This window comes from Cupriavidus sp. BIS7, from assembly GCF_000292345.1.
GTDB lineage: Bacteria > Pseudomonadota > Gammaproteobacteria > Burkholderiales > Burkholderiaceae > Cupriavidus.
This window is the reverse complement of the sequence record NZ_ALOU01000071.1, coordinates 15,012-40,207: the sequence shown is the minus strand read 5'-3', so window position 1 is coordinate 40,207 and position 25,196 is coordinate 15,012. Positions and strand designations below refer to the sequence as shown.

The window sequence follows — 25,196 nt, the reverse complement described above, 5'->3', positions numbered from 1 at the left end:
GTCGTTTCACACTCGTTGCGCGGCGTGGAGAGGTTCTGCGAAAACGCCGCGACCGTAAGGATGGCCTGCCCCCCTCTGATGGCCTCCTGGAGGAAACCGTAGATGAATGACATCAATCCCGCCTTTGTCATGCCCGACGTCCAGTCGAGCGTGGATACCCGCCAGATCGTGATCCAGCGCGTGGGCGTGAAGGGCGTGCGCTTTCCGCTCACGCTGAAGACTCCTTCCGGAGACGTGGGTACCGTCGGTACGTTCAACCTGGATGTGCGCCTGCCGGCCGACCAGAAGGGCACGCACATGTCGCGCTTCATGGCCCTGCTCGAAGACAACCGCGCGGCGCTGGACCTGGCCGCATTCCGCGCGTTGCTCGACGACATGCTGGTGCGCCTGGAAGCCGATGCAGGCCGCATCGAGGTCTCGTTCCCGTATTTCATCTCGAAGACGGCGCCGGTATCGGGCGTGCAGTCGCTGCTGGACTACGAGGTGACGCTGGTTGCCGAGGCCCGCGACGGCCAGACGCGCCTGTTCATGACCGCGCTGGTGCCGGTGACGAGCCTGTGCCCGTGCTCGAAAAAGATTTCGCAATACGGCGCGCACAACCAGCGTTCGCATATCACGATGCAGGTGGAGCTGGCCGGCGACCTGAGCGTGGAGACGCTCGTGCGCATGGCCGAGGAAGAGGCATCGTGCGAACTGTGGGGCCTGCTCAAGCGTCCCGACGAGAAGTTCGTCACCGAGCGCGCCTACGAGAATCCGAAGTTCGTGGAAGACCTCGTGCGCGACATCGCGATGCGCCTGAACGCCGACGATCGCATCGTGGCGTACACGCTCGAAGCCGAGAACTTCGAATCGATCCACAATCACAGCGCTTACGCGGTGATTGAGCACGACAAGCGGTTGGCCTGATCAAGTACCGATGGATTGCTCCCTCTCTCCCGCATGCGGGAGAGAGGCAACTTCAAGCCGGCAGCCTGATGTCAGCCAGATCCCAGCGCGGCGTCACGCCATAGTCGTAGTCGTGCCGCGCAAGCTGCGGCGCCGCCTGCAGACGCATCGCGCCGGCGAAGGCGATCATGGCCCCGTTGTCGGTGCAGAACGCCAGGTCGGGGTAGAACACTTCGACCTTGCGGCGCTTGCCCATTTCATTGAGCCGCTCGCGTAGCTGGCGATTCGCGCCCACGCCGCCAGCTACAACCAGCCGCTTGTCGCCGGTCTGCTTGAGCGCGGCGAACGACTTCGCGGCCAGCACGTCGACGATCGCGTCGACGAATGCGCGCGCCAGATTGGCTCGATCCTGTTCGCACGTATTGCTGAGCTTGCGCGTCTGCGTCAGCACGGCGGTCTTCAGGCCGGCGAACGAGAAATCGAGATTGCCCGAATGCAGCATCGGCCGTGGCAGCTCGAATGCGTCGGGGTTGCCGAACTCGGCCAGCCGCGAGACTTCCGGGCCGCCCGGATAGCCCAGGCCCAGCAGCTTGGCGGTCTTGTCGAACGCTTCGCCGGCGGCATCGTCGAGCGTTTCGCCAAGCAACCGGTAATCGCCGATGCCTTTGACTTCCATCAGCTGGGTGTGCCCGCCCGAAACCAGCAGTGCCACGAACGGGAACGGTGGCGGGGCGCTGGTCAGCAGCGGCGACAGCAGATGGCCCTCAAGGTGATGCACGCCAATCATCGGCACGCCCAGCGCAAAGCCCAGCGCATTGGCCACAGACGCGCCGACCAGCAGGGCGCCGGCCAGCCCGGGGCCCTGGGTATAGGCGATGGCGTCGATGTCTGCGCGCGTGCGGCCAGCTTCATCAAGTACCTGTTGCAGCAGTGGCAGCACGCGCCGGATGTGGTCTCGCGATGCCAGTTCGGGCACCACGCCGCCGTATTCGCGATGCATGGCGATCTGCGAGTGCAGCGCATGCGCGAGCAGGCCGGCCTCGGTGTCATAGAGGGCCAGCCCGGTTTCGTCGCAGGAGGATTCGATGCCGAGGACAAGCATGGTTTCTGGTGGTTCTGGTGCGGCCGGGAACGCGTTGATGCAGTGATCTGCAGCGATCGTGCCGGCAAAATCTGAAGGCCAGCAGGGTAGCACACCGGGGCCGGGCGCGCTCGCCGGGCGGCATTTCGCTACAATCCCCGCTTCGTTGAAAGGGCAGCATGACTCAAAGCAGAAAAGAACGGTTCGATGTGGCGGTGCTGGGCGCGGGGGCGGCCGGCATGATGTGTGCCGCGGTGGCCGGGCAGCGCGGCGCGCGGGTGGTGCTGATCGACCACGCCACGCGTCTGGCCGAGAAGATCCGTATCTCTGGCGGCGGACGCTGCAATTTCACCAATCTGCAGGCCGGCCCGGCCAACTACCTGTCGTCCAACCCCCATTTCTGCCGCTCGGCGCTGGTGCGCTACACGCCGCAGGATTTCCTGGCGCTGATGCGCCGCTACGACATCGGCTGGCACGAGAAGCACCGCGGCCAACTGTTCTGCAACGACAGCGCCGAGGACGTCATCAGCCTGCTGCGCGCCGAGTGCGAGAGCGGCGGCGTGCGATGGCAGACCGGCTGCAGTATTCAGGAGATCCGGCGCGAGGGTAGCGACTATCTGTTGCTGACCACGCAGGGCACGGTGCGCGCTGGGGCGGTGGTGGTGGCGACGGGCGGGTTGTCGATCCCGAAGATTGGCGCCACGGATTTCGGCTATGCCATTGCGCGCCAGTTTGGCCTGAAGATTGTCGATACGCGTCCGGCGCTGGTGCCGCTGACGTTCGACGGACAGGCCTGGCAGCCGTTTGTGCCGCTTGCGGGGGTGTCGATGGAAGTCGACATTGCCACCGGCAACGGCAAGGCTGCCGGCGCGTTCAAGGAAGATCTGCTGTGGACGCACCGTGGCCTGTCCGGCCCCGCCGTGCTGCAGATTTCAAGCTTTTGGCGCCCGGGTGCGCCGATCGAGATCGATCTGTTCGATGGCGAGGACGCCGCGGCGTGGCTGATCGGCCACAAGAAGGGCAGCCGCAAGCACCTGAATAACCTGCTCGGCGAGCGTCTGCCCTCGCGGCTGGCCGACGCATGGTGCGCGGCAGCCGGGCTGTCGGGCGCGCAATCTGTGGCCGATATGCCCGACAAGTCACTGCGTCAGCTCGGTGAGTCGCTCAATCGCTGGCGCCTGGTGCCGTCCGGGACCGAGGGCTACAAGAAGGCTGAGGTGACAATGGGCGGCGTGGACACGCGCGGACTGTCTTCGGCGACGATGATGGCGCGCGAGGTCGATGGGCTCTACTTCATCGGCGAAGTGGTCGACGTGACCGGCTGGCTTGGCGGCTACAACTTCCAGTGGGCCTGGGCGTCGGCTGTGGCGGCGGGCGAGGCCGTGGCGGAAGCGGCACGCGCTGCCGGCGCCGTCGTGTAGGCGGCACGCCTCCGGCTGTGGTGGGCGCCCACGTGCAGCGTGGCAGACCTTGCGCTACAATCGGCTGCTCTCGTAAAGCCGCTGGCGCGGTGCCGGCACGATTCCTGGTTTTCTCTTTGCTTTTTGGCCAAATGACAACAATTCGCCTGAAAGAAAATGAGCCGTTTGAAGTCGCAATGCGTCGCTTCAAGCGCACCATCGAGAAGAACGGCCTGATCCCGGAGCTGCGCGCTCGAGAGTTTTACGAGAAGCCGACCGCCGAGCGCAAACGCAAGCGCGACGCCGCCGTCAAACGCAACTACAAGCGCCTTCGCAGCCAGATGTTGCCGAAAAAGCTGTACTGAGCGCGTCTTGGCGTCAGCATGAAACCCGCTAGGAGCATGGCTCCGGCGGGTTTTTGCGTTATGGTCGGAGTTGTCCAGCACGCGTCCATGGTCGGCGCGTATCCCAATTTTTCGGAAGATTGCCATGTCCCTCAAAATCCGCATCAACGACGACATGAAGGCCGCGATGCGCGCCCGCGAAGCCGATCGCCTCGGTACGATCCGCCTGCTGCTGGCAGCCATCAAGCAGCGCGAAGTCGACGACCGCGTGGAGCTTGACGATGCCGCTATCACCGCCGTGATCGACAAGATGATCAAGCAGCGCAAGGACTCGATCAGCCAGTTCGAGCAGGCTGGCCGCGATGACCTGGTGGCGAAGGAAAAGGCCGAAGTGGACGTGCTGACGATCTACATGCCGGCGCAGTTGTCCGAAGCCGAGGTGGCCGCCGAAGTGCAGAAGGCCGTGGCTGAAACCGGTGCAGCCGGTCCTCAGGACATGGGCAAGGTCATGGGCATGGTGAAATCGCGCCTGGCAGGCCGTGCCGACATGACCGCCGTGTCCGCTCTGGTAAAGGCGGCGCTGGCACCGAAGTAACTCTCTCGCAGATCAGTCGCAAAACTTGCGCAGTGCGTGCGCAGTGCGTGATCGGCGATTGCAATGCATGAAGTTGCCACCACATTAGCCGGAGTTGATGGTCAATGTGGGCAATCGCCGGCGCCGCGTTGCATCTGCACTACAATGAGTCGATAGCTGCCGGGCGACGTCCCGGTCACGCATCCCAGAGAACAATACAGCGGCCACCGGCGTTCCGGGCAGGTCGCGCCATCAGGACGGTCAGTCGGGTGATTCCGCAATCCTTTATTCAGGACCTGCTCAACCGCGTCGACATTGTCGATGTGGTGGGCAAGTACGTGCAGTTGAAGAAGGGCGGCGCCAACTTCATGGGCCTGTGCCCGTTCCATAACGAGAAATCGCCGTCGTTCACGGTTTCGCCGACCAAGCAGTTCTACCACTGCTTCGGGTGCGGCGCGCATGGTTCGGCCATCGGCTTCCTGATGGAGTATTCGGGGCAGTCCTACCCTGACGCGGTACGCGAACTTGCCCAGTCGGTCGGGCTGTCGGTGCCCGAGGAACGCAATAGCCTGCCGCCCGCGCAGCGGGCAGAGCAGCAGGCCAGGTCGATAGCGCTTACCGACGCCATGACCCGCGCCACCGATTTCTACAGGAAGCAGTTGCGCGGGGCGCCGCAGGCAATCCAGTACCTCAAGGGCCGCGGCCTGACAGGCGAGATTGCTGCCCACTTCGGGCTTGGCTACGCGCCGGATGACTGGCAGGGGCTTGAAGCGGTATTCGGCAGTTACCGTGATGACGCGATTGCCGCGCCGCTGGTGGAGGCCGGGCTGCTGATCGAGTCGCAGGAAAAGCGCGACGCCGACGGCAAGCCGCGCCGCTATGACCGCTTCCGTGATCGCATCATGTTTCCGATCCGCAATACCAAGGGCAACGTGATCGGTTTCGGCGGCCGCGTGATGGGGCAGGGCGAGCCAAAGTACCTGAACTCTCCGGAAACGCCGCTCTTCAGCAAGGGAACGGAGCTCTACGGCCTGTTCGAGGCACGCCACGCAATCCGCGAAAATGGCTACGTGTTGGTGGTGGAAGGCTACATGGACGTGGTGGCACTGGCCCAGCTTGGATTTGCCAACGCCGTCGCCACGCTGGGTACGGCTTGCACCCCGGTGCACGTGCAGAAGCTGATGCGTCAGACGGATGCCGTGGTTTTCTCGTTCGATGGCGATGCCGCAGGCCGCCGCGCGGCGCGCCGGGCGCTGGAGGCCTGTCTGCCTCACGTGGCAGACAACAAGACGATTCGCTTCCTGTTTCTGCCTGCTGAACATGATCCCGACAGTTACGTCCGCGAGGAAGGCACCGACGCATTTGCGCGCCAGGTCCAGAACGCGATGCCTTTGTCGCGCTTCCTGCTGCAAATCGTCACCGAAGACCAGGATCTGCGCCAGCCCGAGGGTCGCGCCCGTGCCCAGTACGAGGCCAAGCCGATGCTTCAGGCGATGCCGGCAGGCGGGCTGCGGCTACAGATTGTGCGTGAACTTGCCGATGCTACGGGTACGACGCCAGCCGAGATCGAGGCCGTTTGTGGTTTAGGCAGCGATTCGTCGCGCGTTGGGCGTTTCGCACAGCCCCGCCCGCGCGCGCGCCGGCAGGCGCCGACCGGGCTTGAGCAGCGCGTAATCCAGCTTTTGATGTGCTACCCGTCGCTGGCGGCGCGGCTTGATGAAGATACCCGGGCATTGCTGCTGGATCCCCAGCGTCCCGAAACCGAGGTTCTGGCTCACCTCGTGACAGCCTGCGATGGTATCCAGGGCGAAGTGAACTTTGCGGCATTCAGCGAGCAGCTTGCGCAGACGCCTTATGCGGACGTCTATGCAAGCGCACGCACGGCGGTACTTCGGGAGGACATCGAAGAGGAGCCGGCGACACATGAGTTCGACGGCGCGGTTCATAAGCTGTTGGCCGAGCCGCTCGAGCGGGAGCAGAAGACGCTGGAGGCCATGGTGAGCGCGGGCACGGCCGACGAGGCGACCAAGACCCGTTATCTGTGGCTGTCGCGGGAAGTGCAGCGCCGCCGACAAATGGGCTGGCGGCCGGCCACGGCGGAGGACAGTTGAACCAACTTTTGGCTTGAGCCGTTGTGCACGTGGCCTGAACTGACTGGAATTTTGTTGGCCAAACTGCTTAAGCCTTGATTTTTCAGGTGAAAACACCACCTGACAGGAAGCCGGGGGTTGGCGACGTGCTACAATGCCCGGTTTGGATTGCGAAATCTTTCTTCCCATTACTGGCGAAAGTGAGCGTGCCAATGGCAAAGGCCAAAGCAACCGAAGGGGTAGCCGTGAAGGCACCCTCCAAAGCTCCCCAATCAGGGAGCGGCAAGGCGTCCGTGAAAACAACGGCGGCGAAGACATCGACCGCGTCAGTCAGGACGACATCAGCCCGGTCTGCGCCAGCAAAATCCGCGCGGAGCGCTACTGCGCCCGACGGAACCGCTTCCGCCAGGAATCGCACATCCGAAAACACAAAGCCCTCGACTTCGGCACGCGAGAGCGGCAAGAGCGCCAATACAAGCGGCAAGAGCGCCGCTGCACCAGTGAAAGGCAAGAGTATCACCGTGGCGAAACAGCAGAATACCGAAGTCGAGAGCAAGCGTGCGGCAACGACGGCCGGCACACGGAGTGGGGGCGCCAAGGCAGGCGCAACCGCTGCCGCCGCGCCCAAGGCCCGTGCCGCGACTCCCGCACCCGTTGCATCCGAGCAGCCCGCCGCTCCGGCCGTCAAGCCGGAGCCCAAGAAGCGCGGCCGCAAGCCCAAGGCCGAGATGCAGCAAGCAGACAGCACAATCGAAGACGTGACTGAAGAGTTTTACGACAACGACGCGCCGGCCACTCCCGCCGCTGCGCCCAAGACCGAGAAGCAGAAGGCGAAGGACCGCAAGGCCAAGGAAAAGGCTCTGCTCAAGGAGTTCGCCTCGTCCAACCAGGCCGGTAGCGAGGAAGAACTCGAGGTCCGCCGCCAGAAGCTCAAGGCGCTGATCAAGCTGGGCAAGTCGCGCGGCTACCTGACCTATGCGGAAATCAACGATCACCTGCCGGACGACATGGTCGATTCGGAAACGATCGACACGCTGGTCGCCACGCTGAACGACATCGGCATCGCCGTCTACGAACAGGCGCCGGACGCCGAGACGCTGCTGCTCAACGACAACGCACCGTCCGCCACGAGCGAGGAAGAGGCCGAGGAAGAAGCCGAAGCCGCGCTGTCGACGGTTGACTCCGAATTCGGCCGCACCACCGATCCGGTCCGCATGTACATGCGCGAGATGGGTACGGTGGAACTGCTGACGCGCGAAGGCGAAATCGAAATCGCCAAGCGCATCGAAGCGGGCCTCAAGGACATGGTCATGGCCATCTCGGCCTGCCCGGTCACCATCTCGGAAATCCTGGCCAGCGCCGAGCGCGTGGCCAACGAAGAGATCAAGATCGACGAGTTCGTCGACGGCCTGATCGACCCGAACGCCGAGGAAGTCCAGGACAACTCGCAGGCCCAGTCGGCCGCTTCCGATGACGAAGACGAGGATTCGGACGAAGAGGGCGACGAGGAAGGCGATGACGAGGATGACGACGGTGGCGCTGGCGCCGGTGCGTCGGCTCGCCAGCTTGAAGAACTGAAGGTTGCCGCGCTGGAGAAATTCCGCGTGATCGCCGAGCAGTTCGACAAGATGCGCCGCGCATTCGAGAAGGAAGGCTACAAGTCGAAGCCGTACGTGAAGGCCCAGGAAGCGATCCAGGCCGAGCTGATGGGCATTCGCTTCACCGCGCGTAACGTCGAGCGCCTGTGCGACACGCTGCGTGGCCAGGTGGATGAAGTTCGCAAGCTCGAACGCGCCATCCTGAACATCGTGGTCGACAAGTGCGGCATGCCGCGTGCCGATTTCGTGGCCCGCTTCCCGGGCAACGAGACGAACCTGGACTGGATCCAGACCATCGTGGCCGACAACAAGGGTTACAGCACGATCGTCGAGCGTAACGTGCCGGCCGTGCACGAACTGCAACAGAAGCTGATCGACCTGCAGGCCCGCGTGGTGCTGCCGCTGAAGGAGCTGAAGGACGTCAACCGCAAGATGTCCGAAGGCGAGAAGCGCGCGCGCGAAGCCAAGCGTGAAATGACCGAGGCCAACCTGCGCCTGGTGATCTCGATCGCGAAGAAGTACACGAACCGCGGCCTGCAGTTCCTGGACCTGATCCAGGAAGGCAACATCGGCCTGATGAAGGCGGTGGACAAGTTCGAATACCGTCGCGGCTACAAGTTCTCCACTTACGCCACGTGGTGGATCCGCCAGGCCATTACGCGTTCGATTGCTGACCAGGCTCGCACGATTCGTATTCCGGTGCACATGATCGAAACGATCAACAAGATGAACCGGATCTCGCGCCAGATCCTGCAGGAAACCGGCAACGAGCCGGATCCGGCAACGCTGGCCGAGAAGATGGAGATGCCCGAGGACAAGATCCGCAAGATCATGAAGATCGCCAAGGAACCGATCTCCATGGAAACGCCGATCGGTGACGACGACGATTCCCATCTGGGCGACTTCATCGAGGACACGAACACGCTGGCCCCGGCCGAGGCTGCGCTGCATGGCTCCATGCGCGACGTGGTCAAGGACGTGCTCGACAGCCTGACGCCGCGCGAAGCCAAGGTGCTGCGCATGCGTTTCGGCATCGAAATGAGCACGGACCACACGCTCGAGGAAGTCGGCAAGCAGTTCGACGTGACGCGAGAACGGATCCGCCAGATCGAGGCAAAGGCGCTGCGCAAGCTGCGGCACCCGAGCCGCTCTGACAAGCTGAAGAGCTTCCTGGAAGGCAACTAAGGCCTTTCACGGGCCTCTAGCTCATGCCTGGTTAGAGCAGCGGACTCATAATCCGTTGGTGCCGTGTTCGACTCACGGGAGGCCCACCACTGCTGTAAAAAGGGGTTACGGTATTTGCCGTAACCCCTTTTTTTGTCTGCGGAACCACGACGGACTGCATCCACCAACTGCTCGAACGCCCTCACCGCATTGCCCAGCCCATCCTCTAACGCCATTCGCCCGCCAAGCTGTCTCGCGCGGTCCAGCACCTCTGGCCGTTGTGCGAATGCAATGCCTTGCGCCAGCACGGAGGCCTGCAGGCGCCGGCCCGTGACAGGTTCGCCAGCCACGCCGGCTTGCCGTAGCCGTTCCGCCCAGAAGGGCTGGTCCCCTGCAAACGGCACCACCACGGAAGGTATCCCGGCCCTTGCGGCCGAATGCGTCGTCCCGGAACCGCCATGGTGGATCACCGTCGAGGTCCGCGGGAAGAGCCAGTGGTGCGGCGTTTCGCCGAGCACGAAGAAGTTTTCCGGCAACGATGCGGCATCGATACCGCTCCAGCCCGGATAGAACAGTGCGCGCCGGCCCGCAATCGCGGTGATCAGCGCGTCGGCCAGCCTTGCGCGGTCGAACCCCGCCATGCTGCCGAAGCCGACGTAGATCGGCGGTTCTCCCGCCGCAAGGAAATCCTCCAGCGCCGGGGGTGGTGTCCAGGCGGCGGGAGCGCTGCTCCACTGGCCGCAAACGAACGCATTGGCGGGCCAGTCGTCCGGGCGTGGCAGCAGGCTCGGAGACACGCCATAGATCATCGGATGTTCGGTCCAGACGCGCTTGCGTGGCGGCAGGCCGCAGACATCGGCACGCGCCGTGTTCGTGGTCTTGCGGAATGCCTGCCAAAGCAGTCCATTCACCAGGCGGTGGCTGGACCGGTTCAGCCATCGTGGCACCTTGTCCGGCGGCAGGAACGGCGACGCGAAATCGGCGGTTGGCGTGATCGGAATCAGCCCCGTCCCAATGGCCGGGATACCTCGATATTCGGCAACGGACAATCCGACGAAGGCGGCCAGCCCAGAGACGATCAGCGCGTCGCAGCCTTCCGACGCATCAGCCACCTCACGCATCCAGGCAGGCGTATTGGTATTGGCGATGGCTGCCAGCGCGCGGCTCGTGTTCTGGAAACCGCCATGGCGCGAGACAGCGTTCGAGAGCGCTTCGCCCGGCGCCAGGGCCGCTCGGATATCGCCGGACAGTGGCGATGCCGGAATGCCGAGCGCTGCCGCCGAATGCAGCGTGGATGCGTCGGCCAGCAGATGAACCTGATGGCCTGCGTCCATCAACGCTCGACCCAGCGCCGCGAGCGGTCGCGTATCGCCTTCGGTGCCATATGTCACCACAGCCAGTTTCATTGTTCACCTCCTGGCCGGATGGCCAATGCGAACGGCGATTATGGCATTTGTGTCATTGAGACCGATTGTCTGCACGACCGCACATGCAGTCTTGCACCCTGCCGCGCGAAATGTCCCGTAACACGGCTTACAGACTGAGCGTCCTCCGGCCGCGATGCTGCCGCATTAATGCAGGCAAGGGAGACGTCATCCGCAGAATCGACGCCCCGAACAATCTGACATCTCACGTGGAGGAATCAATCATGAAGCGCAGTTCCGTTCTTCTTGCAGGCCTTTTCGCTGCTGCCATTTCGGGTATCGCCAGCGCGCAGACCGGCGCGGTGACTTACGATACGCAGCGCGACGTCAACCAGCAGCAGCGCATCGAAAACGGCCTGAAGTCCGGCACGCTGACCACGCGCGAAGCGTCGAGCCTGGAAAAGCAGGAAGCGAAGGTCGATCGCATGGAAGCCAACTCGCTGCAGAATGGCAGGGTGTCGCCGCAGGAGCAGGCGCGTATCCAGAATGCGCAGAATCGCGTGAGCCAGGACATTTCGCGCGATACGCACAATGGCAAGGTGGGCAATCCGGATAGCGTCTCGTCGCAACGGATGCAAGCCGACGTCCAGCGCAATATCAATCAGGAAACGCGCATTCGCAATGGTGTGGAGAACGGCTCGCTGACCAATCGCGAAACGGCGCAGCTGGAGCGCGGCCAGGCCCATGTCGATCGTACGGAAGCGCGCGCCGGACGCAATGGCCATATCAACGGCAGGGAAGAGGGCGCTGTCAACCGTGCCGAGAACCGCGCCAGCGGCCAGATCTACCACGACAAGCATAACGGCCGCCATCGCGGCTGACGGCCGGAGGGCCGTTCTGGGAGAGCGGGACCAGAGCGCTGGCTTGCGACGTTTCGTAGGTCGCTGGATCCCCCGCTGTTACCGCTTCAGCCCCCGCTCGATGAGCGGGGGTTTACATTTCCGAGATGCCATCGCGGCCTGCCGTTGTGAACTAAAAATCTCGCAGCACTGATAGCAGAAAACCTCAACGCACATTCGTAGATCTGCGATTGATCGCAGCACCGCATTTCGCCCAAATGGGCGTCGTCCAGGTAACTCACGCAGAGATCCCATGAGCGACTCCCAGAAATGCGATAACAAACGTTGTCCCAGCTGCTACCCCAACTGGAAGGCAGACGAGGCCGCCGCAAGAAAGCAGGCGGCGGACGACAAGCAAGACTGTATCGATTGCTGGCGCTACTACCAGAAGCAGGCCGAAGCCATCGTCGCAGTCGACGATCCCATCGCGCGCAACCGGGCCATCAACGCCGCCTACGCAAAGCTGTGGCTGGAGGATCGCCGCTTTCAATGGGCGGGTCTTGCCGCATTCGCATCGAAGCAGGTCGGATGCGGACTTCTGAACGCCGCCGAGATGATTGGCAAATCGAATCAGCAGCGCCGCGCCTACCAGCAGTGGGACCAGCAGCGCCCGGTACTGGATCGATTTTCGCCATTTGCATCGCCCCGCATGCCGATGGCGGACCAGGCAACTGGCGAAGTCGCGCACAAGATCTACCAGATGCTGGCCAAGGGCAACACGGCGCTGTTTCTAGATATCTGGCCGTTGCACGTGTTCTACAAAAGGCATGGGTTGGAGAGGTTCAAGCGGTGTTTGCCAGAGCGCAAATTGCTGCGGGGATCAGTTGTGTGGCCGATTGGTGATCGCGTCCCTTTTGGTGGGTTGCAGCCAGACGTAGAGCGGGGATTCGAAGCCATTGACGCTGGCAACATCCAACTCGGCGTGGAGTCTCTGGCGCGGCACGAGCAGATCAACATACTGCAGCCCGCCATGTACAACGATCCGGCTTTCGCGACGTTGATGCGCGCCAATCAGTTTGCGTGGGCGCTGAACTTTCCTACATCCTCGGCGCGGGAGGTGGAGTTGGTCCTGGCCAACCAGTGCACGGTCTCGGGCACGTTGGCGCGGCGGGAGCGGTTCAGCGACAAACCGCTGGCCAACCTGGCCGATGCCGGTCAGCGCATGGCCTTCGTGATGCGCGCCGCAGATCAATTCGACCGACTTCTGCGCAATCCCATAGAGCGAGTCCTTGTCGAGAACTCGATCTACCTGATCGCGCACGGGAGGTGAATCGTGGCAAAAGCGAAGCGAAGGTGGTGTGCCAAACTTCTAGGCGCGGTGCTTGCGGCAGCGGCGCTGTGGCTGCTCTACGCAGCAACCCGTCCGATTGATGAGGTTCAGCTGACGATTGGCGAGCCGTACGAACAGGTGCGCCAGCGATCGCGATCGACATTGCCGCCGGTTGAGCCTGGTGGACACTGGGGGGGTGTTGTTACGCGCCCCGCGAAACTACGGTTTATCGATCCGCAGTATGGCTTCACCACACCACCGGCAAAATTTCTGTCCGTGGCCTATGACGGGCACGGCAATGTGATTTCTATACGAATGTCACCACAGGTCAAAACGCTGCCGCTCAACGAGACGATGGAGATTGTCACGGATCTACAGAATCAGCTTCTCCGTGGCGGCTGGACCAGGTTCCGTGTAGTCGATGACCCGCCAATTGAGAACACGCCCTCTGTCAAAGCCAGAATCCGCCGTTGCGAAGCACCTACGGAGTTTTGGGAGGTCGCCACAAAATTTCAGCTCATGCTGGACGTCCGTTGTTTCCGCATCGACGAAAATCCGGATGACGAGCGCTATCTCATTTCCATTAGTCTGAGTACACCGTGGGTTTCCGATGACGCGCGCTAAAACTGAGAATGGATCGGGAATGCAATTCGACCGATTGCTCCGTGACCCCATAGAGCGAGCCCTTGTAGAGAACTCGATCTACCTGATCGCGCGCGAGAGGTGAATGGTGGCAAAAGCCAAACGGAGGTGGTGTGCCAAACTTCTCGGCGCGGTGCTTGCGGCAGCGGCGCTGTGGCTGCTCTACGCGGCAATTCGTCCGGTTGACGAGGTTCACTTGACGATTGGCGAGCCGTACGAACAGGTGCGCGAGCGATCGGGCTCAGTGTTGCAGCCTCTTGTGCCTGGAAAGGTTTGGATGGGCGTCGTCAGGCGACCGGCCAGATTGTGTTTCGCGGACCCCCAGTATGGCTTCACCACCCCACCGGCAAAATTCTTGACCGTGGGCTACGACAATCATGGCAACGTGGACGTCATACGAATGTCACCGCAGGTCAAAACGCTGCCGCTCAACGAGACGATGGAGATTGTCACGGATCTACAGAAACAACTTCTCCGTGGCGGCTGGACCAGGTTCCGTGTAGTCGATGACCCGCCTATTGAGAACACGCCCTCTGTCAAAGCCAGAATCCGCCGTTGCGAAGCACCTACGGAGTTTTGGGAGGTCGCCACAAAATTTCAGCTCATGCTGGACGTCCGTTGTTTCCGCACCGATGAGAATCCGGATGACGAGCGCTATCTCATTTCCATTAGTCTGAGTACGCCGTGGATTTCCGATGACGCGCGCTAAAACTGAGAATGGATCGGGAATGCAGTTCGACGAATTGCTCCGTGCCACCATAGAGCGAGCCCTTGTCGAAAACTCGATCTACCTCATCGCGCACGGGAGGTGAAAGGTGGCAGAAGCAAAGCGAAGGTGGTGTGCCAAACTTCTCGGCGCGGTGCTTGCGGCAGCGGCGCTGTGGCTGCTCTACGCAGCAACTCGTCCGGTTGATGAGGTTCAGTTGACAATTGGTGAGCCGTACGAACAGGTGCGCGAGCGATCGCGATCGACATTGCCGCCGGTTGAGCCAGGAAGAGACTGGGGGGGTATTGTCAAACGCCCGGCCAATTTGCGTTTTACAGATCCCCAGTATGGCTTCACAACGCCGCCGGCAAAGTTCCTGTCTGTGGCCTACGACAATCACGGCAATGTGGACGCGATACGAATGTCGCCGCAGGTAAAAACGCTGCCGCTAGACGAAGCGATGGCCGTCCTTATGGACTTGCAGCGGCAGCTTCGAAGCGGTGGCTGGAGGCCCTTCCATGTCGAGCCCAATGCCCCTTTGGTTGATACCCCGGAGGTGCGTGCGCTGATCAGAACTGGAGACAGTCCGACGACATACTGGGCAGCAGGCGAGAAGTATCAGGCCATACTCTTTATCGCTCGATTCGTCCATGAGAACCGTCCGGAAGATGAGCGCTACCTGATCACTCTCAGCTTCGCGGCGCCATGGTTGCACGATGACACTGCGGACGTCGCCGGGGATTGGCAAGATCGGCCGTGATCTCGGTCGAGTCAGCACGAGGACGTTAGCCGGCCATCGCCGCGCGCGCCCGCTTCAGGGGTGGAGCGGTTCGGGCTGTTTGCACTAGCCTCGCGTAGCCGATATACACTCTCTCACCTCGGGCCTGCCGCATTCCGGGCGATCATGACGCACGACCTGCATTGCGCGTTGGGCGCGGCACGCATCCCCACCTGAAGTACTTCCTGGAGCCAAGGACATGAGACTGATCGGCATGCTCGATTCCCCCTACGTGCGCCGTACCGCCATCACGCTGCGTTTGCTCGAATTGCCGTTCACACACGAATCGGTCTCGGTGTTCCGCACCTTCGAGCAGTTCAGGGCGATCAATCCCGTGGTCAAGGCGCCGTCGCTGGTGTGCGACAACGGTGTGGTGCTGATGGATTCGACGCTGATCATCGACTATGCCGAGGCACTGGCCGGACGCAGCCTGATGCCGTCCGGCCTGGAGGCGCGCCAGCGCGCGCTGCGCACGATCGGCCTGGCGCTGGCTGCCTGCGAGAAGGTCGTTCAGAACGTCTACGAGCACAATCTGCGGCCCGAGGCCAAGCAGCACCAGCCGTGGGTGGACCGGATCGATGGTCAGCGCGCCAGCGCATTCGAATTGCTCGAGCAGGAGGTTGCCAGCATGCCGGTGCCGGCCGATGCGCGTGCGGTCGATCAGGCCGGCTTGACGGCGGCCGTGGTCTGGACCTTTACCCAGGCGATGCTGCCCGGGCAGGTGAATCCTGCGCGGCATCCGGCGCTGGAGACATTCACGTCCGCGGTCGAGCAGTTCGCAGCGTTCAAGGACTTGCCTCACGCGTGATGGAACGTGTGTTGGCCAGCGCGGCGTTGAAGTAGAAATTGGCGTAGAAGCGGATGCGCGGTTTGTGCGGTACCCCACCAAATTCCCCGCATTCGGGGGATGCAGCAGCAAGGCTTCTACAGCAAGATCTCTTTCGGGGCGAACAGGATCCTTGCCCCGCTACCACTTCAGCCCCGCTGACCTCCCCGGCCAGCGGGGCTTTTTCCTTTTCGGACGGCCGACATTTGTTCGCAAGAACGTGAGCTGGTAGAAACCACAAGAGCAGAAAATCCAGGAGACAGCAATGAAGGTCATCACCACCGCGCAGGCGGCGGAACTCGTCCAGAGCGGCTGGACCGTCGCCAGCGCCGGGTTTGTTGGGGCAGGCCATGCCGAAGGCGTGACCGAGGCGCTCGAACAGCGTTTCTTGCGCGATGGGCTGCCGCGTGACCTGACGCTCGTGTATTCGGCCGGGCAGGGCGACCGTGGCGCGCGTGGCGTGAATCACTTTGGCAATGCCGGCATGACGCACGCAATCGTCGGCGGGCACTGGCGCTCCGCCACGCGGCTGGCCACGCTGGCGATGAACGAGCAGTGCGAGGGATTCAACCTGCCGCAGGGCGTGCTGACGCATCTCTATCGCGCCATCGCGGGCGGCAAGCCCGGCGTGTTGACGAAGATCGGCCTGCATACGTTTGTCGATCCGCGCACAGAGAAAGACGCGCGCTACCACGGTGGCGCAGTCAACCAGCGCGCCCGCGATGCCATCGCCGCCGGCACCGCTAACTGGGTCGAGGCCGTGGATTTCCGTGGCGACGAGTACCTGTTCTATCCGAGCTTCCGCATCGACTGCGCGCTGATCCGCTGCACGGCGTCCGACACGCGCGGCAACCTCAGCACGCATCGCGAGGCGTTCCATCATGAGTTGCTGGCGATGGCGCAGGCCGCGCACAACTCGGGCGGCATCGTGGTCGCACAGGTGGAGTCGATCGTCGACTATCACGAAAACCTGCAGGCCATCCACGTGCCGGGCATTCTCGTGGACTACGTGGTGGTCAGCGAGGAGCTCGCGCATCATCAGATGACATTCGCCGAGCCTTACAACGAGGCCTACGTCAGACCGTGGCGTGGCGAGGCGGCCGATGCCGCCGAGAAGGCGAAGGAGGCCGAGGCGCTGCCCGATGCATCGGCGCCGCTCGATGCACGCATGATCGTGCAGCGCCGCGCCGTCATGGAACTGGCCGCGCGCCAGCCGCGCGTGGTGAATCTTGGCGTGGGCATGCCGGCCGCCGTGGGCGCGCTTGCCCATCAGGCCGGGCTAGGCGGATTCACGCTGACGGTGGAAGCGGGCCCAATCGGCGGCACGCCTGCCGATGGGTTGAGCTTCGGTGCGTCGGCGTATCCCGAGGCGGTCGTTGATCAGCCCGCGCAGTTCGATTTCTATGAAGGCGGCGGCATCGATCTGGCCATCCTCGGGCTGGCCGAACTCGACGGCCACGGCAACGTCAACGTGAGCAAGTTTGGTGAGGGAGCGGGTGCGCTGATTGCCGGGGTCGGCGGTTTCATCAACATCACGCAGAGCGCGCGCGCCGTGGTGTTCATGGGCACGCTGACGGCCGGTGGACTCGACATTCGTGCCGAGAACGATCAACTGCAGATCGTTCGCGAAGGCCGCGTGAAGAAGATCGTGCCAGAGGTCTCGCACCTGAGCTTCAACGGGCCATACGTGGCATCGCTCGGCGTTCCGGTGCTCTACATCACCGAACGCGCGGTGTTCGAGATGCGTGCCGATGCGAAGGGCGAGCCACGCCTGACGCTGGTGGAGATTGCGCCGGGCGTGGACCTGCAGCGCGACGTGCTGGATCAATGCGCCACGCCGGTAGCCGTGGCCGACGATTTGCGCCTGATGGACGCACGGCTGTTCCGGCCCGGCGTCATGAAGCTGGCCGCCCGGCACAACGGGATCAGGAGCGATTGAGCGCCCGGCGGCGCGTGCGATCAGGCCGCTCAGGCCTGCGCCTGCAGCGTCTGCGAGTACTGCGACACACCGTTCAGGTCGCGCAGGTCGACGGTCAGCGCACGCGACGTGGGGTCGATGTTGACCTCGCCGAAGAACTGGTAGCCGGCAAACGGCGACATGTTTTGCGCGGTGGGCGCTTTCTGGAATACGACACGCGGGCCGAACGTGTTGTCGAGCGGATTCGGCCCGAAGCTGCCCGCGTTGAGAGGGCCGGCCACGAATTCCCAGAACGGGTCGAAGTCCTTGTACACCGCGCGCTCAGGCGAGTAGTGGTGGGCGGCGCAGTAGTGCACGTCCGCCGTCACCCACACCACGTTCTTGATGCCAGCCTGGCGGATGCGTGTCAGCAGCCGCGCGGTTTCCAGTTCGCGCCCCAGCGGCGGGCCATCGCCGTTGGCGATCGCTTCCCAGCGCGGGCGCCCCTGCGCATCCTTGCCATCGGGCACGCCAAGGCCGATCGGCATATCGGCGGCGATGATCTTCCACGTGGCCTGTGACGCCATCAGTTCGGCCACCAGCCATTCAAGTTGCGCGTTGCCGAGGAACGCGGTGGCAGCGCTCTCGGACGTCTCGCGGTTGACGCCGTTCGGGCCGCGGAAGCTGCGCATGTCGAGCACGAACACGTCGAGCAGCGGGCCGTAGGCGATCTTGCGATGCACGCGCTCTGCCAGCCCTTGTCTGTGCCAGCGCATCGGCGCATTTTCCAGGAACGCGCGGCTGCCGCGCGCCACCAGCACGCGCACGTCCTTTTCCGTGTAGCGCGCGTCGCCGGACAGGTCTTTCGAGTCCGACCAGTTGTTGGTGATCTCGTGGTCGTCCCATTGCCAGATCTGCGGCACCTGGCTGGCGAAGCGGCGCACGTTCGCGTCCATCATGTTGTAGCGATGACGGCCGCGGAATTCCTTCAGCGTCTCGGCCACCTTGCTGACTTCCTCGGTGACCAGGTTGCGCCAGATGCGGCCATCCTCGGCTTTTTGCTCGGCGGAGATCGGGCTATCCGCGTAGATCGTGTCGCCGCTATGGATGAAAAAATCAGGATTGCGCTGGCGCATGGCTTCATAGATGCGCATGCCGCCGAAGTCGGGGTTGATACCCCAGCCCTGGCCGGCCGTATCGCCCGACCACACGAAACGGATGGGCTTATCCGGCTGCTGCGCCGCCGTGCGGAACTGGCCCTGCATCCACGCGCCCATCCCGCGGCGCTGGTCGGCATTTTCGAACGCCACGCGCACGTGGTACTGCTGGCCCGGCAGCAGGCCGGTCAGCAGCGTGCGGGCCGTGAAGTCGGCTTCGCTGGTGGCCAGCGGGCCCGAAATGCGCATCGCGTTGCGGAAATCCGGCGCCGTGGCGTACTCGACCACCATGCGCGACTGTTGCTCGGCGCGGGCCCAGATCACCAGCCCGTCATCCGACGGATCGCCAAGCTGGATGCCGTCTGCCGCACCGGGGCGGCCGGAAGCCACCACGGCCGGTGCGGCAAGTGCTGCCGGGCCTACCAGCGCCAGGCCGGCTCCAAGCCCCAGGAAGCGCCGCGAAGTACGCAGGAAGCTGCGGCGGGTAAGGTCACTGGGCTCGGCGGGCAGGATGGTATCGGTCATGGGCGATGCCTGAATGGGTCGTGATCGGCACTTGGTTGGGCCAATATGGTGACCGCTGGATGTGACATGTTGTTGACATCGGGGGCGTCCATACTGGTTGCCCTGGCGGGTGACCTTGCCCGGGCACTGATGGTAGAATCCAAGTCTTTGATTTTCCGGGTAATTCATCCTTTGCCCGGTCTCAGTACCAGACGCGTGTCCGATTGCGACGGCTTCGCGCCCTGCACCGACACTCCAACCATGACGATGACGACCACACAAGACCAGACCCCAGCCGCAGAGCAAACGTTCGAAAGCTTCGGGCTGGATCCGCGCATTCTGCGCGCCTTGTCCGACCAGGGCTACACCAAGCCGACGCCGATCCAGGCGCAGGCAATTCCCGTGGTGCTGCTGGGCAAGGATGTGATGGGCGCCGCGCAGACCGGCACCGGCAAGACCGCTGGTTTCGCACTGCCGATCATCCAGCGTCTGCTGCCGATGGCCAACGCAAGCGCTTCGCCAGCACGCCACCCGGTGCGCGCGCTGATGCTGACGCCCACGCGCGAACTGGCCGACCAGGTCTACGACAACGTCGCCCGGTACGCGCAGCACACAGACCTGCGCAGCACCGTGGTGTTTGGCGGCGTCGACATGAACCCGCAGACCGACGCACTGCGCCGTGGTGTGGAAATCCTCGTGGCCACGCCGGGCCGTCTGCTCGATCACGTGCAGCAGAAGTCGGTGAACCTGTCGCAGGTGCAGATGCTCGTGCTCGACGAGGCCGACCGCATGCTCGACATGGGCTTCCTGCCCGATCTGCAGCGCATCATCAACCTGTTGCCCGCGCAGCGCCAGACGCTGCTGTTTTCGGCCACGTTCTCGCCCGAAATCAAGAAGCTGGCCTCCAGCTACCTGCAGCAGCCGGTGACGATCGAGGTGGCGCGCAGCAACTCGACCAACGAAAACGTGCGCCAGCTGGTGTTCCAGGTGGAAGACGGCCACAAGCAGGCCGCCGTTGTGCACCTGCTCAAGCAGCGCGCCCAGGACCAGTCGCGCCAGTGCATCGTCTTCGTCAACAGCAAGATCGGCTGCTCGCGCCTGGCGCGCCATCTGGAGCGCGAAGGCATCAACGCCGCCGCGATTCACGGCGACAAGACCCAGACCGAGCGCATGCAGACGCTCGACGGCTTCAAGAACGGCACGATCGACGCGCTGGTGGCTACTGACGTGGCCGCGCGCGGTCTCGACATCCCGGCCATGCCGTGCGTGATCAACTTCGACCTGCCGTTCAGCGCGGAAGACTATGTGCACCGCATCGGCCGTACGGGCCGCGCAGGTGCCAGCGGCGACGCGCTGTCGATCTTCGTGCCGGGCAATGACGACCGTCTGCTGGGCGATATCGAAAAGCTGATCAAGCGCAGCATCCCGCGCGGGACGCTCGATGGCTTCGACCCGACGGGTGAGCGCGCGCGTCAGGAAGACTCGGACCGCCGCCGCGCACGTACGGAAGTGCGCCGGGCCCGTGACAATGGTGGTGATGGCGAGGAACAACAACAACAACGCCGCCGCCGTACCGAACCGAGCGGGCGCCAGGCTTTCCGTCCGTCGGACGACCCGTTCTTCTCGCGTCCTTACGAGCCGTCGAACAGCCACATTCCGGCCCCGAAGGCCGAGGAGCAACTGGCTGCCGCGCTGACGCGAGGCCGTCAGGCGCCCAAGCGTCCGGTGGCCGCGCTGCTCGGCGGCGCCCCGCGCAAGTCCTGAATGATTCGGAGCCGCTCCAGCCATTGAGCGGTTGCGGTCGCCAGCCAGGCTGCAACCGTCGTCTCTCCGTTCATGATGCCCAGATGCGCGCCGGCCACCCGGAGCGTATCGAGTGGCGCCGATGTATCCAGCGCCTGCGCGCCGCTCTGCTTGCTGAGCTTTTCCCCGATGGCGTTCACCACGACCGGCACATGCAGGTAGGCTGGTGTCGGCAGGCCAAGCAGGTGCTGCAGGTGGATCTGCCGCGGCGTTGAGTCCAGCAGGTCAGCGCCGCGCACGATATCGGTGATGCCCTGAGCGGCATCGTCGACCACGACTGCAAGCTGGTAGGCCCATAGCCCATCAGCCCTCCGCAGCACGAAATCCCCGAGTTCCGTTTCCAGGTTCTGGCATTGACGCCCCTGCCAGCGATCCTCAAAGCAGATCGTGGCCGCCGGGCCGTCCGGCACGCGCACGCGCCACGCGCGCGGCAGCTTGCCGTGCAGGCCGTTGCGACAGGTGCCCGGATAGCCAAGCGTCTGGTGCCGCTCACGTACGTGCACGAGCGAATCGGCGATTTCCTTGCGCGAGCAGCCGCACGGGTAGAGGTGGCCTTCGGCATCGAGCTTGCGCAATGCTTCGGCATAAAGCGCTTCGCGGCGGCTCTGCCATACCGGCGGCTCGTCCGGATGCAGTCCCAGCGCATCGAGCGTCTGCAGGATGTCGGTATCGGCGCCCTTGACGCAACGCGGGTAGTCGATGTCCTCGATGCGCACCAGCCAGTCGCCACCATGCGCGCGGGCATCGAGCCAGCTTGCGAGTGCGGTGACCAGCGAGCCAAGGTGGAGCGGGCCAGTGGGTGAGGGCGCGAAACGGCCCCGATAACGTTGCGGCATTGGACTGCGCGATTCAGTCAGGTTGCTCCATCGACGCTGGTGGCGCCTGCAGCAGCAGCGCCTGCGCCAGGCGCGGGTCTTCGAGCTTGTTGGCCCACCATTGCAGTGCCTTGCCGCGCGTGGTGGTCCGCCAGGCCACCTTGAAAGTGCCGGGTGCGCGTACTTCCACCGTTTCCCGGGCCTGCAGCACACCGGTCTCGATGTGCGGCTGCGCCATCGGCGCAGGCAGCCAGCCGCAGCCCAGGCCGCGGATCTGCGCTTCAAGCTTGTCGCGCATGGTGGGCACCACCAGCACGTCCTGACCCGCGAGCACGCCAAACGTGCGCGCGGGCAGGTTGCGCGACGTATCGCCCACCGCCACGATGCGGTGCTTGGCAATCTCGGTCATCGAAAGCGGGCCTTCAGCAGCTGCCAGCGGATGATGCGCCGCCACCACGAACACGAACGGCATCGCCCCGAGCGGCCTCACCTGAAAGCCCTGCGTGCTCGGCGCCTCGAATGCGCCGCCAATGATCAGGTCGGCCCGGTTGCTGACCAGCGCATCCCATGAGCCACCCAGCACTTCCTTGGAAAAGCGCAGCCGCGTCGCCGTGTTCTCGGTGTAGAAATCCTGGATCACGGGCAGCAATGCGCGGAAGTTGATGAGGTCGTCGATCGCGATGCTCAGACTTGCTTCCCACCCCGTGGCCAGCCGTTTGACGCGCCGCGCCAGGTCGTCGGCGGCGTGCAGCAGATGGCGGCCTTCGTCGAGCAGCGTCCGGCCGGCGGGCGTCAGTTCGGCACGATGACGGCGGCGGTCGAACAGCAGTACGTCGAGGTCTTCCTCAAGCTTGCGGACGACATAGGTCAGTGCCGAAGGCACTTTGCCCATCTCGTGAGCAGCGGCGGCGAAGCTGCCCTTGCGCTCGATGGCGTCAAGGACTTCGAGGGATTCGAGGGATAGTGGCATATTCAGATTTTCTGAACGACTACTTCTAACGTTGTGCCCGCCAATATACTCCCGTGCCCCTAAACTGCCTAGCATCGAAACGCCACCGACCCAGTCAAGACATGCCGTCTGAGTCGATAGCCAGGCCACAAGGAGGGCCATCAAAATGATTGAAATCCGTAAGTCTGAAGAGCGCGGGTATGCGGACCATGGCTGGCTGAAGTCGTACCACAGCTTTTCGTTCGCGGACTACCATGACCCGCGCCATATCCAGTTTGGTCCGCTGCGCGTGATCAACGAAGACCGCGTGGCGCCGGGCATGGGTTTCGGTACCCATGGGCACCGCGACATGGAGATCATCAGCTACGTGCTGGAAGGCGAACTCGCCCACAAGGACAGCATGGGCAATGGCAGCGTGATCCGTCCGGGCGACGTGCAGCGCATGAGCGCCGGCACCGGCGTACGTCACTCCGAGTACAACCACGCGGCGCACGCCACAACGCACTTCCTGCAGATCTGGATCATGCCGAACCAGATTGGCATCGAGCCCGGCTATGAGGAACAGCACTTCGACGCGGCGGACAAGCGCGGCCGTCTGCGCCTGGTGGGCAGCCCCGATGGCGCCGATGGCTCCGTGGTCATCCACCAGGATGTGCGGCTCTATGCCGGCCTGTTCGATGGTGATGAAGCAGCCACGCTGGCGGTGGCCCCGGGCCGCCGCGCCTATGTGCACGTGGCGCGCGGGCGGGTGAGCGTCAATGGGCAGGTTCTTGAAGCCGGGGATGCCGCAAAGCTGGAAGGCGTGGATGCCGTGAACCTGTCGCAAGGCGGCGCGGCCGAGGTACTGGTATTCGACCTGCCGTAACTGTCGATTGCGTCACCCTGCGTAATTCATCGTCACTCGGAGCCCTTCTTCCGCCGTATGGGAGGAGGGGCGAATAGTGATCGTGCCACGAAAGTGCGTCGCCATTTACTAGTTCTTACACGACTTTTCCTTGGCCACGTTGCCGCTATGCTATCGTCTGGCTATACCGCCATGCGACCGGCGCGGCACATCGCCGCGCGCCGATTTATCGTCACGCGATGACTTTTGTTTCCATTCTTCTGGCACTGATTGCCGAACAGTTCCGTGCCCTGGGGCGGAATAATCCTATTTTCGACATCGTGCGCGTGCTGGGTGACCGAGCCGAGCATGCGTTCGATACCGGCCGCCCGCGCGACGCCGCGCTGGCATGGCTGACCGTGGTGCTGCCGCTGACGCTGGCTGTCGTGGTGGTTCACTACCTGCTGGCCTCGATCAGCGTGGCGCTGACACTGGTCTGGAACGTACTGCTGCTCTACCTGACGCTCGGTTTCCGCCAGTTCAGCCACTACTTCACCGATATCCACGAGGCGCTCAATCGCGATGACCTGCACACCGCGCGCGCGTTGCTGAATGAATGGACCGGGCTCGAGACCATCGAAATGCCGGTCAGCGAAATCGTGCGCCATACGCTGGAAGCGGCGATCGTCGCCGTGCACCGTCATGTGTTTGGCGTGTTCTTCTGGTTCCTGGTGCCGATTGGCCCAGGCGGCGTGATTCTCTATCGCACGGCCGAGTACCTGAGCCGCCAGTGGAACAGTTCGTCGAACGAGCGCAGTCCGGCGCTGGGCTGCTTTGCGGCGCAGGCGTTCTACGTGCTTGACTGGGTGCCGTCGCGCCTGACCTCGATCGGGTTTGCGATCGTCGGCAATTTCGAGGATGCGATCTACGCGTGGCGCAACCACGCGCGCAAGTGGAACGACGCCGTCAACGGCATTCTGCTTGCCAGTGGCGGCGGCGCGCTTGGAGTGCGGCTTGGTGCGCCGCTTGCCGAGGAAGATTCCAGCGTGATGCTTCGCACAAGCCTGGCCGGCGTCGACTACGCGCCTGGCATGGACGACAGCGCGGAGCCCGTGCCGCCCGAGTTTGGCGCCGATCCGGGCGTACGTACGCTGCAATCGGCAGTCGGGCTGGTCTGGCGCGCAGTGATTCTCTGGATGCTGCTGCTGGCGATGATCTCGCTGGCGTTGTGGGTGGGCTGATCAGCCAGTGCACAACAAAAAAAGCGCCACGGTCGGTGGCGCTTTTTTATTCGTGCTGATGCCCGCAGTGCCAGCACGCGGCGAACTGGGCTTCGTGCCATTCCCCGCAATGCCGGCATTGCCAGCGCGGCCCCGGCGTCGGGTTGGCCGCGGCATTCAATACGGCCCAGGCGTCTGCCTCCGTCGCTTCGTCCGCAATCCACACCTGTGGTGCGCTCTCCTGCAGCGGGATGTCCCCCGCCGCGCCAGCCAGCCATGTGTTCCGAACCTCAGCCCGGATGCCTGCCGCGCGCAACACGTTCTCGCAGTGCGCGGCATGGACCAGCGAGGGCGTCCTCAACAGAAGCTTCATAGCGTCGCCCGACAAGGCAAACAGGTGCTCTTAC

The 25,196-nt window shown here is 63.6% G+C and carries 22 protein-coding genes, 1 tRNA gene and 1 pseudogene; 17 read left to right on the top strand and 7 right to left on the bottom strand.

From position 1 onward, the window contains the following. Nucleotides 1–102 precede the first annotated feature (102 nt). Complete coding sequence (gene folE2, locus B552_RS0122630) at nucleotides 103–906, top strand: GTP cyclohydrolase FolE2 (protein WP_019451339.1); 804 nt, start codon at nucleotides 103–105, stop codon at nucleotides 904–906. Nucleotides 907–958: 52 nt separating this feature from the next. Here the strand turns inward: folE2 and tsaD are convergent, their stop codons facing one another. Further along, the gene (gene tsaD, locus B552_RS0122625; protein ID WP_019451338.1) at nucleotides 959–1,987 is read right to left on the bottom strand and encodes a tRNA (adenosine(37)-N6)-threonylcarbamoyltransferase complex transferase subunit TsaD; all 1,029 of its coding nucleotides are present in this window, start codon (nucleotides 1,985–1,987) and stop codon (nucleotides 959–961) included. A gap of 158 nt (nucleotides 1,988–2,145) precedes the next feature. Here tsaD and B552_RS0122620 point away from each other — a divergent pair, with 158 nt between their 5' ends. The 4 genes from B552_RS0122620 (at nucleotide 2,146) to dnaG (ending at nucleotide 6,395) form a co-directional block, all read left to right on the top strand. Then, complete coding sequence (locus B552_RS0122620; RefSeq protein WP_019451337.1) at nucleotides 2,146–3,387, top strand: NAD(P)/FAD-dependent oxidoreductase; 1,242 nt, start codon at nucleotides 2,146–2,148, stop codon at nucleotides 3,385–3,387. Between the two features lie 131 nt (nucleotides 3,388–3,518). Continuing rightward, nucleotides 3,519–3,731: a 30S ribosomal protein S21 gene (gene rpsU / locus B552_RS0122615; RefSeq protein ID WP_026035947.1), complete on the top strand. Its 213-nt coding sequence runs from the start codon at nucleotides 3,519–3,521 to the stop codon at nucleotides 3,729–3,731. A 124-nt stretch (nucleotides 3,732–3,855) separates the two neighbouring features. Beyond that, nucleotides 3,856–4,305 carry a GatB/YqeY domain-containing protein gene (locus tag B552_RS0122610; RefSeq protein ID WP_019451335.1) on the top strand — a complete coding sequence of 150 codons (450 nt, stop codon included), beginning with the start codon at nucleotides 3,856–3,858 and terminating at the stop codon, nucleotides 4,303–4,305. Between the two features lie 248 nt (nucleotides 4,306–4,553). After that, on the top strand, nucleotides 4,554–6,395 hold the full coding sequence (gene dnaG, locus B552_RS0122605; RefSeq protein WP_019451334.1) for a DNA primase: 1,842 nt from the start codon (nucleotides 4,554–4,556) through the stop codon (nucleotides 6,393–6,395). An 82-nt stretch (nucleotides 6,396–6,477) separates the two neighbouring features. Here dnaG and B552_RS28675 read toward each other — a convergent pair whose 3' ends face one another. Next, nucleotides 6,478–6,885, bottom strand: a complete 408-nt coding sequence (locus tag B552_RS28675) for a hypothetical protein (RefSeq protein ID WP_237718326.1) — start codon at nucleotides 6,883–6,885, stop codon at nucleotides 6,478–6,480. 10 nt (nucleotides 6,886–6,895) lie between these two features. On the opposite strand from B552_RS28675, the gene rpoD reads away from it, so the two are divergent. Together rpoD and B552_RS0122590 are read left to right on the top strand one after the other, a co-directional pair. Then, nucleotides 6,896–9,157 (top strand): RNA polymerase sigma factor RpoD, encoded by a 2,262-nt coding sequence (gene rpoD / locus B552_RS0122595; RefSeq protein ID WP_348600380.1) that lies wholly within the window; start codon nucleotides 6,896–6,898, stop codon nucleotides 9,155–9,157. 10 nt (nucleotides 9,158–9,167) lie between these two features. Next, a tRNA-Ile gene (locus B552_RS0122590) sits at nucleotides 9,168–9,246 on the top strand. A 72-nt stretch (nucleotides 9,247–9,318) separates the two neighbouring features. Here B552_RS0122590 and B552_RS29280 read toward each other — a convergent pair. After that, nucleotides 9,319–10,542: pseudogene (locus B552_RS29280) on the bottom strand (glycosyltransferase); the annotation flags it as partial. A gap of 242 nt (nucleotides 10,543–10,784) precedes the next feature. On the opposite strand from B552_RS29280, the gene B552_RS27820 reads away from it, so the two are divergent. The 7 genes from B552_RS27820 to B552_RS0122540 all read left to right on the top strand — a co-directional run bounded on the left by B552_RS27820 (nucleotide 10,785) and on the right by B552_RS0122540 (nucleotide 17,560). Then, nucleotides 10,785–11,381, top strand: coding sequence for a hypothetical protein (locus B552_RS27820; RefSeq protein WP_019451331.1), 597 nt, complete (start codon nucleotides 10,785–10,787; stop codon nucleotides 11,379–11,381). A 271-nt stretch (nucleotides 11,382–11,652) separates the two neighbouring features. Continuing rightward, on the top strand, nucleotides 11,653–12,669 hold the full coding sequence (locus tag B552_RS0122575) for a hypothetical protein (protein ID WP_019451330.1): 1,017 nt from the start codon (nucleotides 11,653–11,655) through the stop codon (nucleotides 12,667–12,669). Between the two features lie 3 nt (nucleotides 12,670–12,672). Next, nucleotides 12,673–13,293, top strand: a complete 621-nt coding sequence (locus tag B552_RS0122570; RefSeq protein WP_026035944.1) for a hypothetical protein — start codon at nucleotides 12,673–12,675, stop codon at nucleotides 13,291–13,293. A 103-nt stretch (nucleotides 13,294–13,396) separates the two neighbouring features. Further along, on the top strand, nucleotides 13,397–14,020 hold the full coding sequence (locus B552_RS0122560; protein ID WP_019451328.1) for a hypothetical protein: 624 nt from the start codon (nucleotides 13,397–13,399) through the stop codon (nucleotides 14,018–14,020). Between the two features lie 106 nt (nucleotides 14,021–14,126). After that, the gene (locus tag B552_RS27815) at nucleotides 14,127–14,777 is read left to right on the top strand and encodes a hypothetical protein (RefSeq protein WP_035880202.1); all 651 of its coding nucleotides are present in this window, start codon (nucleotides 14,127–14,129) and stop codon (nucleotides 14,775–14,777) included. A gap of 217 nt (nucleotides 14,778–14,994) precedes the next feature. Further along, on the top strand, nucleotides 14,995–15,603 hold the full coding sequence (locus tag B552_RS0122545) for a glutathione S-transferase (protein ID WP_019451326.1): 609 nt from the start codon (nucleotides 14,995–14,997) through the stop codon (nucleotides 15,601–15,603). Between the two features lie 283 nt (nucleotides 15,604–15,886). Further along, nucleotides 15,887–17,560, top strand: coding sequence for an acyl CoA:acetate/3-ketoacid CoA transferase (locus tag B552_RS0122540; RefSeq protein WP_019451325.1), 1,674 nt, complete (start codon nucleotides 15,887–15,889; stop codon nucleotides 17,558–17,560). A 29-nt stretch (nucleotides 17,561–17,589) separates the two neighbouring features. On the opposite strand, the gene B552_RS0122535 is transcribed toward B552_RS0122540, so the two are convergent. After that, a complete protein-coding gene (locus tag B552_RS0122535) occupies nucleotides 17,590–19,200 on the bottom strand; it encodes an alkaline phosphatase D family protein (protein WP_019451324.1) in 1,611 nt (536 codons plus the stop codon). A gap of 240 nt (nucleotides 19,201–19,440) precedes the next feature. Here B552_RS0122535 and B552_RS0122530 point away from each other — a divergent pair, with 240 nt between their 5' ends. Further along, on the top strand, nucleotides 19,441–20,943 hold the full coding sequence (locus tag B552_RS0122530) for a DEAD/DEAH box helicase (protein WP_019451323.1): 1,503 nt from the start codon (nucleotides 19,441–19,443) through the stop codon (nucleotides 20,941–20,943). On the opposite strand, the gene gluQRS is transcribed toward B552_RS0122530, so the two are convergent. Together gluQRS and B552_RS0122520 are read right to left on the bottom strand one after the other, a co-directional pair. Beyond that, nucleotides 20,886–21,818, bottom strand: a complete 933-nt coding sequence (gluQRS, locus tag B552_RS0122525; RefSeq protein WP_019451322.1) for a tRNA glutamyl-Q(34) synthetase GluQRS — start codon at nucleotides 21,816–21,818, stop codon at nucleotides 20,886–20,888. The genes B552_RS0122530 and gluQRS overlap by 58 nt on opposite strands. 13 nt (nucleotides 21,819–21,831) lie before the next feature. Next, nucleotides 21,832–22,767 carry a LysR family transcriptional regulator gene (locus B552_RS0122520; protein ID WP_019451321.1) on the bottom strand — a complete coding sequence of 312 codons (936 nt, stop codon included), beginning with the start codon at nucleotides 22,765–22,767 and terminating at the stop codon, nucleotides 21,832–21,834. Nucleotides 22,768–22,912: 145 nt separating this feature from the next. Here B552_RS0122520 and B552_RS0122515 point away from each other — a divergent pair, with 145 nt between their 5' ends. Both B552_RS0122515 and B552_RS0122510 read left to right on the top strand, forming a co-directional pair. Further along, nucleotides 22,913–23,611: a pirin family protein gene (locus B552_RS0122515; RefSeq protein ID WP_019451320.1), complete on the top strand. Its 699-nt coding sequence runs from the start codon at nucleotides 22,913–22,915 to the stop codon at nucleotides 23,609–23,611. A gap of 218 nt (nucleotides 23,612–23,829) precedes the next feature. Then, entirely contained in the window at nucleotides 23,830–24,810 is a 981-nt protein-coding gene (locus B552_RS0122510; protein ID WP_019451319.1) for a CobD/CbiB family protein, read from the top strand. Between the two features lie 46 nt (nucleotides 24,811–24,856). On the opposite strand, the gene B552_RS0122505 is transcribed toward B552_RS0122510, so the two are convergent. Continuing rightward, a complete protein-coding gene (locus B552_RS0122505) occupies nucleotides 24,857–25,162 on the bottom strand; it encodes a DUF2007 domain-containing protein (protein WP_019451318.1) in 306 nt (101 codons plus the stop codon). Between the last annotated feature and the right edge of the window lie 34 nt (nucleotides 25,163–25,196).

Bases quoted from the DNA above. Each gene is read 5' to 3' on its own strand.
- B552_RS0122515 (WP_019451320.1), top strand. From the start codon at position 22,913: ATGATTGAAATCCGTAAGTCTGAAGAGCGCGGGTATGCGGACCATGGC.
- rpsU (WP_026035947.1), top strand. From the start codon at position 3,519: ATGACAACAATTCGCCTGAAAGAAAATGAGCCGTTTGAAGTCGCAATG.
- tsaD (WP_019451338.1), bottom strand. From the start codon at position 1,987: ATGCTTGTCCTCGGCATCGAATCCTCCTGCGACGAAACCGGGCTGGCC.
- B552_RS0122510 (WP_019451319.1), top strand. From the start codon at position 23,830: ATGACTTTTGTTTCCATTCTTCTGGCACTGATTGCCGAACAGTTCCGT.
- B552_RS27820 (WP_019451331.1), top strand. From the start codon at position 10,785: ATGAAGCGCAGTTCCGTTCTTCTTGCAGGCCTTTTCGCTGCTGCCATT.
- B552_RS0122575 (WP_019451330.1), top strand. From the start codon at position 11,653: ATGAGCGACTCCCAGAAATGCGATAACAAACGTTGTCCCAGCTGCTAC.
- gluQRS (WP_019451322.1), bottom strand. From the start codon at position 21,818: ATGCCGCAACGTTATCGGGGCCGTTTCGCGCCCTCACCCACTGGCCCG.
- B552_RS0122620 (WP_019451337.1), top strand. From the start codon at position 2,146: ATGACTCAAAGCAGAAAAGAACGGTTCGATGTGGCGGTGCTGGGCGCG.
- B552_RS0122560 (WP_019451328.1), top strand. From the start codon at position 13,397: ATGGTGGCAAAAGCCAAACGGAGGTGGTGTGCCAAACTTCTCGGCGCG.
- B552_RS0122610 (WP_019451335.1), top strand. From the start codon at position 3,856: ATGTCCCTCAAAATCCGCATCAACGACGACATGAAGGCCGCGATGCGC.
- B552_RS0122505 (WP_019451318.1), bottom strand. From the start codon at position 25,162: ATGAAGCTTCTGTTGAGGACGCCCTCGCTGGTCCATGCCGCGCACTGC.
- B552_RS0122535 (WP_019451324.1), bottom strand. From the start codon at position 19,200: ATGACCGATACCATCCTGCCCGCCGAGCCCAGTGACCTTACCCGCCGC.
- folE2 (WP_019451339.1), top strand. From the start codon at position 103: ATGAATGACATCAATCCCGCCTTTGTCATGCCCGACGTCCAGTCGAGC.
- B552_RS0122520 (WP_019451321.1), bottom strand. From the start codon at position 22,767: ATGCCACTATCCCTCGAATCCCTCGAAGTCCTTGACGCCATCGAGCGC.
- B552_RS0122530 (WP_019451323.1), top strand. From the start codon at position 19,441: ATGACGATGACGACCACACAAGACCAGACCCCAGCCGCAGAGCAAACG.
- B552_RS0122540 (WP_019451325.1), top strand. From the start codon at position 15,887: ATGAAGGTCATCACCACCGCGCAGGCGGCGGAACTCGTCCAGAGCGGC.
- B552_RS0122545 (WP_019451326.1), top strand. From the start codon at position 14,995: ATGAGACTGATCGGCATGCTCGATTCCCCCTACGTGCGCCGTACCGCC.